We start from the raw sequence: 17,736 nt of genomic DNA, 5'->3' as shown, positions 1-17,736 counted from the left end.
TACCTCACTGTGCGGCACACTAGTACACTTTACCATTTTGGTTTTATTTTGTCAACTGTTCTTTCAACGATTTGCGAATTTTTTTTCGGGTCAGTTCCACCAGGGAAAGCTTAGTAACATCCACAAATGCTGCAGGAACAGAATCCTTTGCAAGCTCCTGTTCGAGAATATCTTTTATAACATCCATCGAGCCCGGCTGCTTCATATTTATAAAATCAACTACAATGATCCCCGACAGATTCCGCAATCTTAACTGTCTGCACACCTCTACTGCCGCTTCAGAATTGATACGGAGCAGATGCTCCTCAAAGGAATGTTTATCGACCGATTTACCGGTATTTACATCGATCACGACCATTGCCTCCGTCTGTTCGATCACCAGGTAGGCACCCGACTTCATCCATACCCTTTCCTTTTTCAGATTTTCCAGATCTCTTGGTAGATTATATAAAGTCAACAGATTACAGTTCTTATCATTATACATGGTAAGCTTCACATCCGTGATCTGTTTTTCCGACAGATACATTGCAAATTCATCAAATACCAGCTTCTGATCTGTTACGATCTCTTGAAGTCCGGCATTATGCTTTAATATAAAATAATCGAGATATTCTGCATCATTCTTATACAGACAGGAATAACAGGTTCTGGTCTTTGCTGTCTGTATGATCTGTTTTAATTGTTCGGATAGTTCGCTCAAATCAGACAATATCGCTTCATCCGGCAGTTCCTGACATACTGTCCGCAAGATACAGCCAAATCCATCCGGCAATACCCTCTTCGCCAGTTGGTGCAGATGATCTCTTGTCTCTTTCTTTCGGATCTTTCCGGATATACCGATCCTGCCTGATGTATTCAAAAGCAGATTTTCTGTCTTCAATTCAATTTCCGACGTAGCGACCGGATTCTTTGTCTTGATCGCGTCCTTGCTCACCTGCACAAGGATCTCATCTCCGGCTTTTAACACAGAATTTTTTTTTGCATTTAAAAATATATGTTTATTATCACTGATGCTGTAATAGCATGGAAGCCCTGTGCCGATATCGACAAAAGCAGCATCAATATTGGCCACGATATTTTCTACCTTGCCGACATAGATATTCGATAAAATGGACTGACGGTCAAATAACATCAGATCTGACAGCTTCCCATCCGAATAAACCGCTTCCAGTATATGATCTTCATAATTTGTTATTACAAGCTTATTCATCAGAATTCTTCACCTGCCATATAAAGCGGCTGTAATGAGCCGTCTTTGTCATAATAAGTTTCCAGTCGGTGAATATAGATTCGGAAGAAATCATAGGTCTCACCACAAAGGTCATATAATGCCTTTACCACTAATTCCGGTTTCAGATTATAGACACTTCCTGTCTGTAACAGCATGTAGATACCGTCACCTCTCCGTTCCAGCTTTAAAATACCCGGACGAATATTTTCTTCTTTTTCACTCTTTTTTGTTTTCTTTAATACAATGATCTCGTCCTGTTTATTCAGTTCATCCACAGAAGCAAGCAGCTTTTCGCTTAGATCATTCTGCTCCCGAAATGTGATCTCATAATCCGATGCAGCAACAATCGACATAGCATTCTTTGCATCCTCCGGGATCTGCACACATTTCGTAACATGTATCTCACCAACGGATACCGCATTTAAAGCTTCAATCATCTCAGTCGAAGTTGTCACAGAATTAAATTCTGCGTCAAAATATTCACCATCCGATGTAATCCCAAGTGCAAGCGGAGCTGCAAATGAAATGATCTGATGCGGGGAATAACCTTTGGAATAACTGATATCCAGCTTCGCCCGACGGATCTCCTTCTGGAAATATCGCATGACATCCAGATGACCGATAAATTTCAGATTCCCAAGCTTGGAGTATTTAATTCTTATTTTCAAAACAAACACCTCCTCCAAACTTCGCTGCGCCGCAGCCGGAACACTGCATCCGGCAGTTTGGTGTAACGACCTCTGCCTGTGCGCGCTCCCATTCCTTTTCCATAAACTTTCTTGTCACTCCGATATCTATGAAATCCCACGGAAGGATCTCATCTACACTTCTGTCACGATAGGTATAGAAGCCGATATCAATATGATTTTTTTCAAGCGCATTGTCCCAATTTGATTTATCAAAATATTCCGTCCACGCATCAAAGATCTGTCCTGACTGATAGACATCGTAGATCACCTGACAGAGCTTGCGGTCACCTCTGGCAAGCAGTCCTTCCAGGATCGTAATATCCGCCTCATGATATGCGAATTTCAGACTCTTGTGGTTCTTTGCTTCGCGGAATTTATCTTTAACAAAATACGCACGCTTCTGGAATTCCTCCGGTGTTATCATCGGCGCCCACTGGAATGGTGTAAATGGTTTTGGTACGAAATAAGATGCGGAAGCTGATACCATGACACGGCCATCCCGTTTTTCTTTTGGTATATTTGCAAAATACAGTTCACTGATCTCCTCTGAGAGGTCTGCAATACCTGTAATATCATCATAAGTCTCTGTCGGAAGTCCCATCATAAAGTACAGCTTGACCTTATTCCAGCCACCAAGGAACGCCTGTAACGAACCGTTTAATATATTCTCTTTTGTCAGACCTTTATTTATAACATCTCTTAATCGCTGTGTTCCGGCTTCCGGTGCAAATGTCAGGGAATTCTTCTTGATATCCTGAATCTTCTGCATAACATCAAGGGAAAATGCATCGATTCTGAGGGATGGAAGGGAGATATTGACATGATTGTTGTCCATCTTCTCGATCAGACAGTCCGTAAGCTCAGGAAGTGACTGATAATCACTGGAACTAAGCGAACTGAAGGTAATCTCCTCCTGACCGGTATTGTCTAACATAGCCTCTGCATAATGCTTCAGTACGTTTACATCCTTCGGTCTGGTCGGACGATAGATCATACCCGCCTGACAGAACCGACATCCACGGATACAGCCACGCATGATCTCTAATACAACACGGTCCTGTGTAACCTTCATATAAGAAACAACCGGCTTCTCCGGATAGACAGCAGATGACATATCCGTAACTACCTGCTTCAGAATCGTCTTTGGAACCTCTTCGTATTTTGGTCCAAATGATGCGATCGTTCCATCCTCATGATAAGTGACATCATAAAGAGCCGGCACATAAAGCCCCGGAATCTGTGACACCTTGATCAGGAATTCTTCTCTTGTCATATCGGAATGTTTATAGATCTTATATAATTCGATCAGATCACCATACACCGTCTCGCCCTCTCCGATATAAAAAATATCAAAGAAATCAGCGATCGGTTCCGGATTGTAAGAACAGGGACCACCTGCGATCACGATCGGATCCCCTTTTTTCCGGTCCTTCGACCAGATCGGTATCTCAGCCAGATCAAGCACCTGTAAAATATTCGTATAACACATCTCATACTGAAGAGTGATTCCAAGAAAATCAAACTCTTTTAAAGGATCCTGAGATTCCAGGGCAAATAACGGAATGTGCTGTTCTTTCATAACTTTATGCAGATCCGGCCACGGAGAATAGACACGTTCACACCAGGTATCTTCTCTCCGGTTGAACATGTCATATAAAATCTGGATGCCGAGATGGGACATTCCGATCTCGTACACATCCGGGAAACACATGCAAAATCTGACATCGACTTGTTCCTTGTCCTTCATGACACTGTTATATTCCCCTCCGATATATCTGGCAGGTTTTTCGATACTCATTAAAATCTCATCTGATAATGCAAGCTTTCTCATTTTGTTCTCCGTTATTTATATTAGTTCTTGAAACTGTGGATAGGCGCAGGGATTCTGCCTCCACGGTTAATAAATTTTTCACATGAAAACCGGTTGACCGGCATGATCGGCGCATAGCCAAGCAGTCCACCAAATTCAGCCTGATCACCAACACCCTTACCGATAACAGGGATCAGACGTACAGCCGTTGTCTTCTGATTGATCATACCGAGTGCCATCTCATCTGCAATGATACCGGAAATGGTAGCCGCTGATGTATCACCGGGAATTGCGATCATATCAAGCCCAACTGAACATACACAGGTCATTGCCTCTAATTTCTCAAGGGAAAGTGCTCCTGCTGATACAGCATCGATCATACGCTGATCTTCGCTGACAGGGATAAATGCACCGCTTAAACCACCAACATAAGAAGAAGCCATAACACCGCCCTTCTTTACCTGATCATTTAATAAGGCAAGTGCTGCTGTAGTTCCCGGAGCACCGGCATATTCCAGACCGATCTCCTCAAGGATCTCACCGACACTGTCTCCGATTGCAGGTGTAGGTGCAAGTGACAGATCTACGATACCAAACGGAACACCGAGACGCTCGGATGCTTCCTTTGCAACAAGCTGTCCAACTCTTGTAACTTTAAATGCTGTCTTCTTGATCGTTTCACAAAGAACCTCAAAGTTCTCACCACGAACTTCTTCCAATGCACTCTTAACAACACCGGGACCGCTGACGCCGACATTGATAACGCAATCGCCCTCAGTAACGCCGTGGAATGCCCCAGCCATAAACGGGTTATCATCCGGTGCATTACAGAATACTACGAACTTACAGCATCCAAGGGAATCTTCCTCTTTTGTAAGCTCTGCTGTCTCTTTTACCATTTCACCGATCAGTTTTACAGCATCCATATCGATACCGGTCTTTGTAGAACCAACATTTACAGAACTGCATACCTTACCGGTACATGCAAGTGCTTCCGGAATGGAACGGATAAGAAGCTCATCGGATGGAGTCATGCCCTTACATACAAGAGCGGAATAACCACCGATAAAGTTTACGCCTACGGCATCTGCAGCCTTATCCAAGGTCTTTGCGATCGTTACATAATCATCTGTTGACTTACAAACAGAGCTTCCGATCAATGCGATCGGTGTGATCGAGATTCTTTTATTTACGATCGGAATACCATATTTTCTTCCGATATCATTTCCGATAAATACAAGATCCTTTGCCTTTGTTGTGATCTTGGTGTAGATCTTCTCACAGGTTTCTCCTACATCCGCACCAACGCAGTCTAACAGGCTGATACCCATTGTGATCGTTCTGACATCCAGATTCATCTTGCTGATCATGGCATTGGTTTCAATTACTTCATTTATACTAATCATAGTGTGACCTCTTTTCGCCTATTTCTATTCTAAATCTTAGATTCTGTGCATGGTTTCAAAGATCTTCTCATGCTGTACCTTAATCTGTACACCGATCTCATCACCGATCTCTTTCAGCTCATTTGCGATAATTTCTGTTGACTTTGAAGATTCCTGTATATCAACGACCATCATCATATTGAAGTACCCGCCTACAATTGTCTGTGCAATATCAAGGATATTGACACTGTTCTCTGCAAGGTATACACAGACCTTTGCTGTGATTCCGATGCTGTCTTTACCAACTACTGTAATAATTCTTTTTTTCATGATGTATGTATCCTCCTATATATCACCATTTATTTGGTTTTATAATTAATTCTTTTGATATGCAAAAGAATCTTCTTCAAATAGTATTTTTGACTGAAAAACAATTCATTATTATTAATTTCCGACTGTGAGCAAAGCACCGGGCCGGTCGCGCCTCGCTACCTCTAGACCGAATTCCCTGACATCCGATGCATATTCATTATCTGAAAGCTCAAGCTTTACCGTTTCATATGCCAGCTCTTCAAAATTATTTTCCTTACTCAGGTGACCAAGCAGGATTGCTTTGATATGGCTGTTTAACAACGCCTTTATCAACTGCCCGGAACGCTCGTTAGACAGATGTCCGCGGTTTCCCAGAATACGTTGCTTCAGATAATACGGATACGGTCCCGCCTGAAGCATCCGTATATCATGATTTGCTTCGATCACCATGATATCGGAATTCTTTAATTTATTTACAACATATTCATCATAATTCCCCATATCTGTTGCAATGGAAAATTTACTTTTTCCGTCACTGATACTGTAACATACCGGATCAGCAGCATCGTGCCAGATCGCTGATGCATCGATCGACAGATCGTTGATAAAGAATGGTTCATCCGGTTCGATCTCATGGAACAAGCTGTCATCAATCGTTCCAACGGATGACATTTTCTTAATCTCTGAGATCGTTCCCCCAGTTGTATAGATCGGTATGCCATGCTTCCTCGCCATAACGCCCAGTCCTTTCACATGATCGATATGCTCATGTGTCACAAGGATTCCATTCAGATCCGAAGGCTTTCGGTCGATCTCATTTAACGCTGATTCAATTTTCTTACCACTCACACCTGCATCTACAAGCAGATGTGTCTCTTCGCTGCCTACATAATAGCAGTTCCCGCTGCTACCGCTGGCGATACTCAGTAAATCCATATTCTACGCCTCAACTCTACATCTCCAAAATGTATGAAAAAGCTTTCAGGATATCAGCTTATTCTATCTTCCATACATATTCCGGTCTAATATGTCCGAAACGGCAGATGCTCGATATATATTGTATTAAAATCCGAACGATTACTCAGATCCACATAACGTATCTTCTCTTTAAACCTGTTTATTGTATCAATAAAACCCGGTTCAATCAAGGACAAATATGCACCCTCAAGTGAAGTATTACCAAGAACCTTCATTTTTCCCTGAAAGCTCTGCGGAAATAGTCCCAGTGTAACTGCATTTGTCAGATTCAGATGAAATCCAAAACCTCCCGCAATACAGACTTCAGCGATATCGGAAAATTCAATACCGATCTCTCTTACAAGCATCAGAATTCCTGAAAGGATCGCTGATTTTCCAAGCTGAAATGCCCGGATCGTCTCCATGTCGATCTTCATATTGTTACCCATCGAGATACCGGATTCAAAATATGGTTCCGCAAGCACTCCATCTGCATCCATCTGTCCCCGTTTTAACAGTAATGCCAGCATGTCAAATATATTCGATCCGAATATATTTGCTGTTCGAAAACATCCTTCAAACGCCGAACCACAGGCAGCAGAGGTCGCCACTCCGTATTCCTTATTACAGAGAATGATCTCCCCGTTTGTTCCAAGATCGATCAGCATACGATATGAGAAATCCCGATCAATCTCTGCGGCAACTGCGCCTGCTGCAATATCTGCGCCGGAAAATGCCGCAATATTCGGCAGACAGATAACATCCGAAGCCGCATTCTCAAAAGATGGAGAAGCGATAAAGTCATTCTGTTCTATCACCCGGATATCCGAATTCTTAAGTGTAAACGGGTATCCAAACAGATTCTCTGTCGTAAGCCCTTCTGCGATCGAAAGCATCGTTGCATTTCCTGCCAGAACATATCTGCGGATATGATCTACAGCTTTCGGCGTATTTATAAGCATATGGTCAACACCCTTTTGAATATCCGAAAACAAAAGTGACCGCAGATGCTCCAGACCTTCCTTTGTATCTGCCGCCTGAATCCTCGCTACGACATCAGCACCTGTCGCAATTTGTGAGTTAAGCGTACTGAATGAGCATTTAACCGCTTTCTCGTTCAGATCCACAAGCTCCATACCGATCGTAGTCGTACCGATGTCAATGGCAATGCCATATGCGGAAGTAACAGACTTCTTTCTCTGTTCGGTTGGCAGATTCATCTTATGCCCTGTGATACCGGTAAGCTGTTCTTCCTCCAGCCGTATCGAGATATCCCTATCTACAATGTACTGGCAGCTTTTTACAAAACTGCCAGTATCCTGATTCCATACCAGACACCGGTTACAGCGTCCTTTCATGCCGCAGTTTCCTGCAAAGACATGTCCTGCCGCAGTCAATACCTGATACAAATTATCTCCTTTATTACATTTGATCTGTTCTGTTCCGTTTACAGTTACATTTATCATTAATTATAAATTCCTGTTGTCATTTTTTCCTTTGGTCTGTAACCATGTTCTGCAAGCGTATTAATGATCAGCTGCTTATGTTCCGGACCAAATGCTTCCAGTGTGATCACAAGTTCAACTGCCGAATTACGGTTGATCGATACGAACTGGTTATGCTCCAGTTTGATGATATTTCCCTGTAAATCTGCAATGATCTTGGAAATATTCATCAACGCGCCCGGCTTATCCGGAAGCAAGGTTGAAACTGTGAAGATACGGCTTCTGGCAATCAATCCGTGCTGTACTAAGGATGCAAATGTGATCATATCCATATTACCGCCACTTAAGATGCTGACAACCTTCTGTCCTTTCACATTCAGATGCTTTAAGGCCGCAACGGTAAGCAGGCCGGAGTTCTCAACCAACATCTTATGATTTTCAAGCATATCAAGGAAGCAGACGATCAGCTCATTATCCTCTACGGTGATGATGCCATCCAGATTCTTCTGAATGTATGGGAAGATCTTTGATCCCGGAGTCTTAACTGCCGTACCATCTGCGATCGTGTCTACCATTGGAAGTGTCGTTACTTTCTTATTTTTCAAAGAAACCTGCATACAATTTGCACCTGCGGGTTCTACACCGATCACTTTGATATTCGGATTCATCATCTTGGCAAGTGTAGATACACCGGTAGCCAGTCCGCCACCACCGATCGGAACAAGAATATAATCTACAAACGGAAGCTCCTTGATGATCTCCATTGCAACAGAGCCCTGTCCGGTCGCAACATCCAGATCATCGAATGGATGAATAAAGGTATAACCCTTATCTTCTGCAAGCTCTAATGCATATGCGCAGGATTCATCGTATACATCTCCATATAAGATAACCTCTGCTCCATATGATTTGGTTCGGTTTACTTTGATTAGAGGAGTTGACGATGGCATAACGATTGTTGCTTTTACCCCATATGCTTTTGCTGCATATGCAACACCCTGTGCATGATTTCCGGCTGATGCAGTGATCAGACCCTTCTGCCTTTCTTCGTCTGTCAGCGTACTGATCTTGTAATATGCTCCACGGATTTTATATGCTCCGGTAAGCTGCATATTTTCCGGTTTAAAAAATACTTTATTTCCTGTCAGGTTGCTGTAATATTCGCTCTCTACCAGCTTTGTTGGTAAAACAACTTTTTTAATTATATTATATGCCTCTTCAAATTTCTCTAATGTAAGTTCTTCTGCCATTGTCAGTCTCCTTTTTCTGTATTTCATATTCAGACAGTTATCATCCACCATTGTCATATCTTTTTTATTTCCAAACAGCTACTATAATAAACTGCACTATTTTCATAATTATAGATCAGCTCCATCCATAAGAATGTCAAGCTCGCTTCGGTCTTCGTCAAAGCCTGAGAACAGTGCTTCCACATATGCGGACGGATCAAAACGCTGTAAGTCGTCAATCTTCTCACCGATTCCGATAAATTTAACCGGAACATTCAATTCTGCCTGAATTGCAATCGCGATACCACCCTTGGCTGTACCGTCTAACTTTGTGATCACGATACCATCAATCTCCGTTACATTGCTGAACTGTCTTGCCTGCTCTAATGCATTCTGTCCGGTCGTTCCATCTAACACGATCAGGGATTCTACATTTGCATCCGGATAATCTCTGGAAATGATGCGGCGCATCTTAGCCAGCTCATCCATCAGGTTCTTTTTATTATGAAGTCTTCCGGCTGTATCGATCAATAAGATATCGGTATTTCTTGCCTTTGCAGCAGATACCGCATCGTATACAACTGCCGCAGGATCTGCACCCTCATTATGAGAGATCATCTCTACACCTGCACGATCCGCCCAGGTCTTTAACTGATCGATCGCGGCTGCACGGAATGTATCAGCAGCTGCGATCAGAACCTTTTTACCGCTCTTCTTATACTGGGCCGCCAGCTTACCGATCGTAGTTGTCTTACCGACACCATTTACACCGATCACAAGTATAACTGATTTTTTCTTTTCAAAATCATATGCACTTTCATCCACCATCATCTGATCTCTTATGATATTGATGATCAGTTCCTTGCATGCCGCAGGTTCTTTGATCCTGGCCTCCTTGACACGTTCTTTCAGGTTCTCAATCACCTTTTCCGTTGTCTCATATCCCATATCAGCCATGATGAATGTCTCTTCCAGTTCTTCATAAAAATCATCATCAATATGGGATGCTCCGAACACGGAAGAAAAACTGTCTACGATACTATTTCTTGTCTTACTGAGTCCTTCTTTTAATCGTTTGAAAAATCCCTTCTTTTCCTCAGCCATAGCTTGTACCTCCTTATTTGTCCAGATCGTTCTCGATCAGATTTACGGATACCAGAGTGGATACACCCTTTTCCTGCATCGTAATACCATACAGGATATCGGCTGCTTCCATGGTTCCCTTTCTATGTGAAATGACAATAAACTGTGTGTCCTTTGTCAGTCGGTTCAGATACTGTGCAAATCGTCTTACATTTGAATCATCCAGTGCTGCTTCGATCTCGTCCAGCAGACAGAATGGTGATGGTTTCAGACTCTGGATCGCAAATAACAGTGCAATCGCAGTCAGTGACTTTTCACCACCGGAAAGCTGCATCATGTTCTGTAATTTTTTTCCCGGCGGCTGTGCAATGATACGGATACCGGTCTCTAACAGATTGGTATCGTCAACCAGTTCCAGTGCGCCTCGTCCACCACCGAACAGCTCTTTAAAGACCTTGTCGAACATAACCTGGATCTCTTTGAACTTCGTATTGAACTGTTCCTGCATGGATACATTCAATTTCTCGATCACATCTAACAGATTCTTCTCTGCAAGAACGATATCATCATGCTGTCCCTTTAAGAACTCATATCGTTCTGATACTTCTTTATAGTCCTCGATCGCATTGACATTGACATCACCAAGTGATTTGATCTTTGCTTTTACTGCAGTAATCTCTTTCTTTAAGGATGAAAGATCGTTTAATTCCTCATCCCGGAACTCTGCCGCCATATTTAATGTCAATTCATATTCTGCCCACATATAATTCGACAGTTCATCCGACTTCTCTGTATTCTTCTCAATCGCTGAATCAAGCTTGAATACTGCCTTTTCCAGACCTGCGATCTTCTCGGATAATTCTTCCCGGATTGCAAAGAATTCTTTATGACTGGCTGTCATATCATCCCGTTCTTTATGATATGCTACCAGTTGTTCTTCCTGATCAGATACTTCATCGGAATCTTCCTCGATCGTCTTACGGATCGCCTCTGCCTGTTCTTCTAACTTCGTGATATCTGTGCCTGTCGCCTGTACCTGTGTTATATAGGATGCCAGTTCTTCCTGTAATTTCTCATCATCCTGCCGGATACGTCTTATATTCTCCTGAATAAAGTCATCCTTCTGTTTTACCGAGTTATATTCGATCAATAATTCAGATACCTTTGTATTTGCTGCTGCAAGCTTACTCTGTGCTTCGATAGCCTTGGCTTCCAGTTCCTTGATCATTTCTTCGCACTGAACCTTGGCAGCTTCATGCTTCTTATTATTATCAGCAAGCTGATCTTTATTTGTATTGATCTCCGCTATCTGACTGTTCAACTCATTGATTTCTTTCTGGATCGACGCAAATGCTTTCTCGGATTCTGCAAGCTTGGATGCTACCTGCTCCATATTTAAAGACAATGTATTCTTCTCAAGATATGCCTGCTGAAGTCTTGTATTTAAGGTCTCAATCTGCGCACGAAGTGCATCTCTTGATGTCTTTAATTCTTCATCCAGTCCGGCTGCATCCTTTGCGATCAGATTTAACTCATCGATCTTTTCCCTGATCTCATCCAATTCTCTCTTTCGTCCAAGAAGATTACTGGAATTACGGAACGCACCACCTGTCATTGATCCGCCCGGATTGATCAGTTCACCTTCGATCGTAACCAGTCTCAGAGACTGATTGTATTTTCTCGCAACTGCAAGTGCATGATCGATATTATCTACAACCACGATCCTGCCAAGCAGGTTCTTAACAAGACGGTCAAACTTCGCATCAGCCTTTACCAGAGAAGATGCGATACCGATCACACCCTGTTCTGACAGAACTTCATTTCGAACCTGACCACGGTCTGTGATCGTATTCAACGGAAGAAATGTTGCACGACCATATTTGTTCTGTTTTAAGAACTGAATGATCTTCTTTGCCGTGCTGTCATCCTCTGTAACAATATTCTGAATACTTCCGCCAAGTGCTGTCTCGACAGCAACCTCAAACTTCTTATCGACATCGATTATATCAGCAACAACTCCGATAATGCCCGGATTGTTCTTTTTCTGCTCCATAACACGACGGATGCTGTTGCCATAGCCATCATAGCGTTCTGTAATATTCCGGAGTGCTTCCATCTTGGATCTGGTTGCTGATAATTCTTCGTTTGTATTATGTATCCGCTCACGATTGACTTTATTTCTGCTCTGATTTTCTTCCAGATCCTTTTCTGCAGTTTCGAGTTCCTTGATAATGCCGGATACATTCTGATCCAATACAGATAGCTTTGCCTGTAACTCATCATGTTCCTTCCGGTCGTTATTATCATCACTTTTAAATTGCAGATATCTCTGGTTTAACTGGGTCTTACGGAAGTTGATGTTCTCAAGCATCGCATCATATCTTCCGACCTTCGCTTGAAGATTTCCACTCTCATGGATATATTCGATGATGTCGGATTTACATTCTTCGATCTTATCCTGACATTCATGGATATAGGCATCCAAGCGGCTGCTTTCTCCTTTTGCAGTATCCAGAGAACCGGAAATGGTTGAAACCTGATCTCCAAGGGCATCCTTTTGTCCTTGATAATTCTCCATCTCTTTCCGGTCAGTTTCCCGCTGACGGTTGATCCTGTCGATCTGTTCCTGTATATTCTTATCATTCTGTCGGGAGTTCAAGATCTGCTGGTTGATAACATTGATCTCACCTTCCAAACGTTCATTCTTTAACCGGAGCTCATGCACCTGATTCTTGGATGCATCGATTGCCTGATTGATCTCCTCTAATGCCTGCTCAATACGCTCATATTCTTCCTTTGTATGCTCCAGTTCTTCTTTATTCTGCGTGAGATCATTATTTAAGATTTCCCGATTCTCTGTATCTTTATCAAGAATCTCTTTTAAATGCTCCATTTCAAGGAAAAAGGCATTGATATCCAGTTTCTTCAGTTCGTCCTTAAACAGCAGATATTTTCTCGCTGTTTCTGACTGCTTCTGTAATGGACCGACCTGCTTTTCCAACTCATATAAAATATCATTGACACGACTTAGATTGTCACGCTCTGCTTCTAATGATTTCTCGGCTGCCGCTTTGTTCTTTTTAAATTTTACGATTCCTGCTGCTTCATCGAACAGTTCCCGTCGTTCCTCCGGTTTACCATTTAAGATCTTCTCAATCTGACCCTGTCCGATAATGGAATATCCCTCTTTACCGATACCGGTATCAAAGAACAGCGAATTTACATCCTTTAAACGACTGACTGTACCATTAATAAGATATTCACTTTCTCCCGAACGATACACACGTCTGGCAACCGTTACTTCATTATAATCAATCGGCAGATGATGATCACTGTTATCTAACGTGATCGCTACATAAGCAGAACCCTGTGGCTTACGAAGCTGTGTACCGGAGAAGATTACATCCTCCATCTTAGAGCCTCGTAGACTCTTTGCGCTCTGTTCACCAAGTACCCAGCGGACAGCATCCGCCACGTTACTCTTTCCCGAACCATTCGGTCCAACGATACAGGTTATTCCATGATTGAATTTGAATACGATTTTATTTGCAAATGATTTGAAGCCGTTTACTTCAATACTTTTTAAATACATATATTAACCCTGCTTTTTCTTTATTTGTAACAGTGCATTATATGCTGCCGTCTGCTCCGAAGCCTTTCTGGATGCTCCTTCACCTGTCGCAACATGCTCCCCGTTAATGCACACCTCGGATACATAAGATTTATTATGATCCGGCCCCTTTTCCTCTAACAAGGCATAAGTAAGGGTTTTTTCTTCTTTCTGCGCAAGCTCCTGCAAGGTTGACTTGGCATCATAAAACAGTGAATGAGTCTCTACATCATCAAGTAGAAACCGGTGAACAAATTTCTTTGCTTCATCTAATCCGCCATCCAAATAGATCGCACCGAGAACCGCCTCAAACAGATCACACATGATCGAGTTCCGATTTCTCCCTCCGGTCAGATCTTCTCCCTTGCTGAGCAGAACATAATGTCCAAACTTTAGTTCCTTGGATATCTGGGATAAGGTAAATTCACATACCAGACTTGCTCGGAGCTTTGTTAATTTTCCTTCCGGATATTCCGGATAATTCTGATAAAGATATTCACTGACAACGAATTCCAGGATCGCATCTCCAAGGAATTCCGATCGTTCATAGGATTCTACCTTATTGATCTTGCGTTCATTTGCATATGACTTATGTGTTAATGCCGTTACAAGCAGATCCAGATCACGAAAGGTATACCCAATGATATCTTCTATATTATGAAATCGTTCTGTATTCATAATTACTTCGCCACTTCTTTTCCAATATTCTCGGCAATTTTTTCATTTACACCATTTTCCTTGAAATCGATACACTGGAAAATAGCGCTCTTAACCTCTTCGTTATGAGAATTACCATGGATCTTTACAACAAGGCCCTTTAAGCCAAGCAAAGGTGCGCCACCTTTGTTCTTTGCATTAAAACGCTCTTTTAAGCCATTTAATGAACTCTTGATCAGAAGGCCTCCGATCTTGGTCTTAAGTGATGACATGATCGTATTCTTAATCTCACCTAGGAGCATCTTTGCAAGACCTTCATATAATTTTAAGATAACATTTCCGACAAAGGCTTCACAGACAATGACATCCGCTGCACCATTTGGAATCTCTCTTGCCTCGATACTGCCGACAAAATTAATGTCCTTGCATTCTTTTAATAATGGATATGTCTCTTTTACTAGAGCATTTCCCTTTTCTTCTTCATCACCGATATTTACGATCGCAACTCTTGGATTCTTTACATGCTCAATATTCTCCATATAGATAGAACCCATCTTGGCAAACTGTAGCAGATGCTCCGGTCTCGCATCGACATTCGCTCCACAGTCGATCAGAAGGGAATAACCCTTTGATGTAGGAAGTAATGGAGCAAGCGGTGAACGTTTTACACCTTTGGAACGTCCGACTACTAACTGACCTCCTGCAAGGATCGCACCTGAGCTTCCGGCTGAAATGATCGCATCAGCTTCTCCGTTCTTTACCATATTCAGACCAACCACCAGTGAAGAATCCTTCTTGCTTCTGACAGCCTGTACCGGGGCTTCATGACAGGTGATCTCCTCTGTTGCATTTACAACCTCGATCTTTGACTGATCGTAAGTATATTTTGCAAGTTCCTTTTTTATTACATCTTCTTTACCGGTCAGTATTACCTGTGCCTTTGCGCCTTCATTGATTGCTTCTACGGCACCTCTTATGATCCACTCCGGTGCGTAATCTCCACCCATGGCATCTACGACTACTCTTGTTACTTCGCTCATCTTATTCCTGTTTCCTTTCTACACCGGAACTTTTCCGGTGTTTCCATATTTCTTATTATACGAATCGGAGTCCAGACTCCTACGCAGACCAGCCCGAAAGCTTGTCGGAATAGGACTCTGCTCTGACCGTACAAATACACAAAGCTATTATATATTTTGCCTTTCTTAAAGTCAACAGGGGATATCGGCGCAAAAAAATAAAGCCTTCCGATCGCTCGGAAAGCTCTATTTATAATTACTCACCTACTGAGATAATCTCTTTCTTGTTGTATGAACCACAATTCTTACATACTCTATGTGGAACCATTAATTCGCCACACTTGCTGCACTTTACTAATGCAGGAGCAGTCATCTTCCAGTTAGCTCTACGCTTATCTCTTCTGGCCTTTGAACTCTTATTCTTTGGACAAATTGACATTAATCACACCTCCTCAACCTTTCAAGATGTTTGCAAAAACTGATAATCTTGGATCCGGAACAAAATCATCACAATCACATGTTTCATGATTTAAATTTGCTCCACACACTTTGCACAGACCTTTGCAATCATCTTTGCATAATATCTGCATCGGGACTAAAGTCATTAGTTCCTTCTGTAAAAGCATGTCCATATTAATAATGTGATCTTCCAGATAATCTAATTCCTCGATCTCATCAACTTTATCTGTTTCAAAGATAGCCATATCGATCATCTCGTCTATGTCCACTTCAAAATCTTCTGTAATTTCATCCAGACAACGGTCACATAACATCTTAAGTGTAACAACACAGCCACCCTTAAGACTTGCTTTTCTCTTTCCTTCATTTCTGGCGGTAAGATGAAAATTCTTTACATTATCGACTACATATACATTTCCGTTGAAAGAAAATTCCTTCAATTCAGATGTAACATCGTAGTCTTTTACCTGTCCTTCTGTCGATAAAATCTCTGATAAATCAATTAACATAATATCTCCTAAAAATCGCACATTGGTTATTATACATATTTGAATACTCTTTGTCAACGATAAAATCACATATTTTTTGCCATATTTTTCTTTTTCGTTACACTAAAGCAACAGTCTCTCTGGCAATCGCAAGCTCCTCGTTTGTAGGAACTACGAATACCTTTACTTTTGAATCCGGTGTGGAGATCAGCTTTTCATCTCCCATAACCTTGTTTGCTTCCTGATCGATCGTGATACCCATGTATTCCATATCTGACATTGCAAGGTTTCTGACATATGGATTATTCTCACCGATACCGGCTGTAAATGCGATCGCATCTACTCCACCCATTGCTGCAGCATATGCACCGATATACTTCTTAACACCATATGCAAATACATCAAGTGCAAGGCGGCATCTGTCATTTCCTTCTTCCATACCCTTGCCGAGATCTCTGAAATCACTGAAACCACCGGACAGACCATAGACACCGGACTTTTTATTTAAGATCGTATTGATCTCTTCGATATTCTTTCCTGTCTTATTTGCAAGGAATTCGATAATGGCAGGATCGATATCACCGGATCTTGTTCCCATGATCACACCTGCAAGCGGTGTCAGACCCATGGTCGTATCAACAGATTTGCCACCCTTAACCGCTGTAATACTGGAACCGTTACCCAGATGACATACAATGATCTTTGTATCCTCAATATTCTTTCCAAGAAGCTCTGCTGTTCTCTTTGAAACGAAGCTGTGGCTTGTGCCGTGGAAACCATATCTTCTGATCTTATAGTCTGTATAATATTCATAAGGGATACCATAGATATATGCTTTATCCGGCATTGTCTGATGAAACGCTGTATCAAATACACCGACATTCGGAACACCCGGCATTAATTTCTGACATGCACGAATACCGATCAGATTTGCAGGATTATGTAATGGTGCAAGATCGTTACATTCTTCAATCGCAGCGATTACTTCATCTGTAATCACAACAGACTTGGCAAATTTCTCACCACCATGTACGATTCTGTGACCTACAGCATCGATCTCGGACAGATCAGTGATCGCGCCTGTCTCTTTATCTGTTAATGCTTCTAATACATAGCTGACTGCTGCATTATGATCCGGCATAGGAAGATCCTTTGTATATTTCTCTTTTCCTGTCGTTGTATGGGTAAGTCTGCCATCTACAGCGATACGTTCACATAAGCCCTTTGCAAGAAGTTCTTCTGTATCAGAATCGATCAACTGATACTTCAATGATGAACTGCCACAGTTAATAACTAAAACCTTCATATTAAATATCCTCACTTTATATATTTTGTTCTGACCGGCACAATGCCTGTCGTATA

General features: G+C 42.0%; 15 protein-coding genes. All 15 read right to left on the bottom strand.

The window, feature by feature from the left end:
- Nucleotides 1-43 precede the first annotated feature (43 nt).
- On the bottom strand, nt 44-1,210 hold the full coding sequence (locus GT641_RS01850) for a ribonuclease E/G (protein WP_161116694.1): 1,167 nt from the start codon (nt 1,208-1,210) through the stop codon (nt 44-46).
- Nucleotides 1,210-1,908, bottom strand: a complete 699-nt coding sequence (locus GT641_RS01845) for a TIGR03936 family radical SAM-associated protein (protein ID WP_161116693.1) — start codon at nt 1,906-1,908, stop codon at nt 1,210-1,212. The genes GT641_RS01850 and GT641_RS01845 overlap by 1 nt, the downstream gene beginning before the upstream one ends.
- Nucleotides 1,883-3,751 carry a TIGR03960 family B12-binding radical SAM protein gene (locus GT641_RS01840; RefSeq protein ID WP_161116692.1) on the bottom strand — a complete coding sequence of 623 codons (1,869 nt, stop codon included), beginning with the start codon at nt 3,749-3,751 and terminating at the stop codon, nt 1,883-1,885. The genes GT641_RS01845 and GT641_RS01840 overlap by 26 nt, the downstream gene beginning before the upstream one ends.
- A 20-nt stretch (nt 3,752-3,771) precedes the next feature.
- Complete coding sequence (locus tag GT641_RS01835; protein WP_008400880.1) at nt 3,772-5,136, bottom strand: PFL family protein; 1,365 nt, start codon at nt 5,134-5,136, stop codon at nt 3,772-3,774.
- Nucleotides 5,137-5,172: 36 nt separating this feature from the next.
- Complete coding sequence (locus tag GT641_RS01830; protein WP_008400881.1) at nt 5,173-5,445, bottom strand: ACT domain-containing protein; 273 nt, start codon at nt 5,443-5,445, stop codon at nt 5,173-5,175.
- A 114-nt stretch (nt 5,446-5,559) separates the two neighbouring features.
- The gene (locus tag GT641_RS01825) at nt 5,560-6,363 is read right to left on the bottom strand and encodes an MBL fold metallo-hydrolase (RefSeq protein WP_008400882.1); all 804 of its coding nucleotides are present in this window, start codon (nt 6,361-6,363) and stop codon (nt 5,560-5,562) included.
- An 86-nt stretch (nt 6,364-6,449) separates the two neighbouring features.
- The gene (locus GT641_RS01820; RefSeq protein ID WP_008400883.1) at nt 6,450-7,850 is read right to left on the bottom strand and encodes an ASKHA domain-containing protein; all 1,401 of its coding nucleotides are present in this window, start codon (nt 7,848-7,850) and stop codon (nt 6,450-6,452) included.
- Nucleotides 7,850-9,079, bottom strand: a complete 1,230-nt coding sequence (ilvA, locus tag GT641_RS01815) for a threonine ammonia-lyase (RefSeq protein WP_021943901.1) — start codon at nt 9,077-9,079, stop codon at nt 7,850-7,852. Before ilvA ends, GT641_RS01820 begins: the two co-directional genes overlap by 1 nt.
- Nucleotides 9,080-9,187: 108 nt before the next feature.
- Nucleotides 9,188-10,162 (bottom strand): signal recognition particle-docking protein FtsY, encoded by a 975-nt coding sequence (ftsY, locus tag GT641_RS01810; protein ID WP_008400886.1) that lies wholly within the window; start codon nt 10,160-10,162, stop codon nt 9,188-9,190.
- 13 nt (nt 10,163-10,175) lie between these two features.
- Nucleotides 10,176-13,733 (bottom strand): chromosome segregation protein SMC, encoded by a 3,558-nt coding sequence (smc, locus tag GT641_RS01805; protein ID WP_161116691.1) that lies wholly within the window; start codon nt 13,731-13,733, stop codon nt 10,176-10,178.
- A gap of 3 nt (nt 13,734-13,736) precedes the next feature.
- Nucleotides 13,737-14,429 (bottom strand): ribonuclease III, encoded by a 693-nt coding sequence (gene rnc, locus GT641_RS01800; RefSeq protein WP_008400888.1) that lies wholly within the window; start codon nt 14,427-14,429, stop codon nt 13,737-13,739.
- 2 nt (nt 14,430-14,431) lie between these two features.
- Complete coding sequence (gene plsX / locus GT641_RS01795) at nt 14,432-15,448, bottom strand: phosphate acyltransferase PlsX (protein ID WP_008400889.1); 1,017 nt, start codon at nt 15,446-15,448, stop codon at nt 14,432-14,434.
- Between the two features lie 235 nt (nt 15,449-15,683).
- Nucleotides 15,684-15,866, bottom strand: coding sequence for a 50S ribosomal protein L32 (rpmF, locus tag GT641_RS01790; RefSeq protein WP_008400890.1), 183 nt, complete (start codon nt 15,864-15,866; stop codon nt 15,684-15,686).
- 13 nt (nt 15,867-15,879) lie between these two features.
- Nucleotides 15,880-16,395, bottom strand: coding sequence for a DUF177 domain-containing protein (locus tag GT641_RS01785; RefSeq protein WP_161116690.1), 516 nt, complete (start codon nt 16,393-16,395; stop codon nt 15,880-15,882).
- A 97-nt stretch (nt 16,396-16,492) separates the two neighbouring features.
- Nucleotides 16,493-17,680, bottom strand: coding sequence for an acetate kinase (locus GT641_RS01780; RefSeq protein ID WP_117807541.1), 1,188 nt, complete (start codon nt 17,678-17,680; stop codon nt 16,493-16,495).
- Nucleotides 17,681-17,736: the final 56 nt, after the last annotated feature.

The organism is Clostridium sp. BIOML-A1 (genome assembly GCF_009874105.1).
Taxonomy (GTDB): Bacteria; Bacillota; Clostridia; order Lachnospirales; family Lachnospiraceae; genus Coprococcus.
Note: the sequence above shows the minus strand (reverse complement) of the source record. Positions and strands in the feature narration are given on the sequence as shown.

What these genes read in the sequence shown, in the direction of transcription:
- GT641_RS01850 (WP_161116694.1), bottom strand. Translation starts at nt 1,210, where the DNA reads ATGAATAAGCTTGTAATAACAAATTATGAAGATCATATACTGGAAGCG.
- GT641_RS01840 (WP_161116692.1), bottom strand. Translation starts at nt 3,751, where the DNA reads ATGAGAAAGCTTGCATTATCAGATGAGATTTTAATGAGTATCGAAAAA.
- GT641_RS01835 (WP_008400880.1), bottom strand. Translation starts at nt 5,136, where the DNA reads ATGATTAGTATAAATGAAGTAATTGAAACCAATGCCATGATCAGCAAG.
- GT641_RS01830 (WP_008400881.1), bottom strand. Translation starts at nt 5,445, where the DNA reads ATGAAAAAAAGAATTATTACAGTAGTTGGTAAAGACAGCATCGGAATC.
- GT641_RS01825 (WP_008400882.1), bottom strand. Translation starts at nt 6,363, where the DNA reads ATGGATTTACTGAGTATCGCCAGCGGTAGCAGCGGGAACTGCTATTAT.
- GT641_RS01820 (WP_008400883.1), bottom strand. Translation starts at nt 7,850, where the DNA reads ATGATAAATGTAACTGTAAACGGAACAGAACAGATCAAATGTAATAAA.
- ilvA (WP_021943901.1), bottom strand. Translation starts at nt 9,079, where the DNA reads ATGGCAGAAGAACTTACATTAGAGAAATTTGAAGAGGCATATAATATA.
- ftsY (WP_008400886.1), bottom strand. Translation starts at nt 10,162, where the DNA reads ATGGCTGAGGAAAAGAAGGGATTTTTCAAACGATTAAAAGAAGGACTC.
- smc (WP_161116691.1), bottom strand. Translation starts at nt 13,733, where the DNA reads ATGTATTTAAAAAGTATTGAAGTAAACGGCTTCAAATCATTTGCAAAT.
- rnc (WP_008400888.1), bottom strand. Translation starts at nt 14,429, where the DNA reads ATGAATACAGAACGATTTCATAATATAGAAGATATCATTGGGTATACC.
- plsX (WP_008400889.1), bottom strand. Translation starts at nt 15,448, where the DNA reads ATGAGCGAAGTAACAAGAGTAGTCGTAGATGCCATGGGTGGAGATTAC.
- rpmF (WP_008400890.1), bottom strand. Translation starts at nt 15,866, where the DNA reads ATGTCAATTTGTCCAAAGAATAAGAGTTCAAAGGCCAGAAGAGATAAG.
- GT641_RS01785 (WP_161116690.1), bottom strand. Translation starts at nt 16,395, where the DNA reads ATGTTAATTGATTTATCAGAGATTTTATCGACAGAAGGACAGGTAAAA.
- GT641_RS01780 (WP_117807541.1), bottom strand. Translation starts at nt 17,680, where the DNA reads ATGAAGGTTTTAGTTATTAACTGTGGCAGTTCATCATTGAAGTATCAG.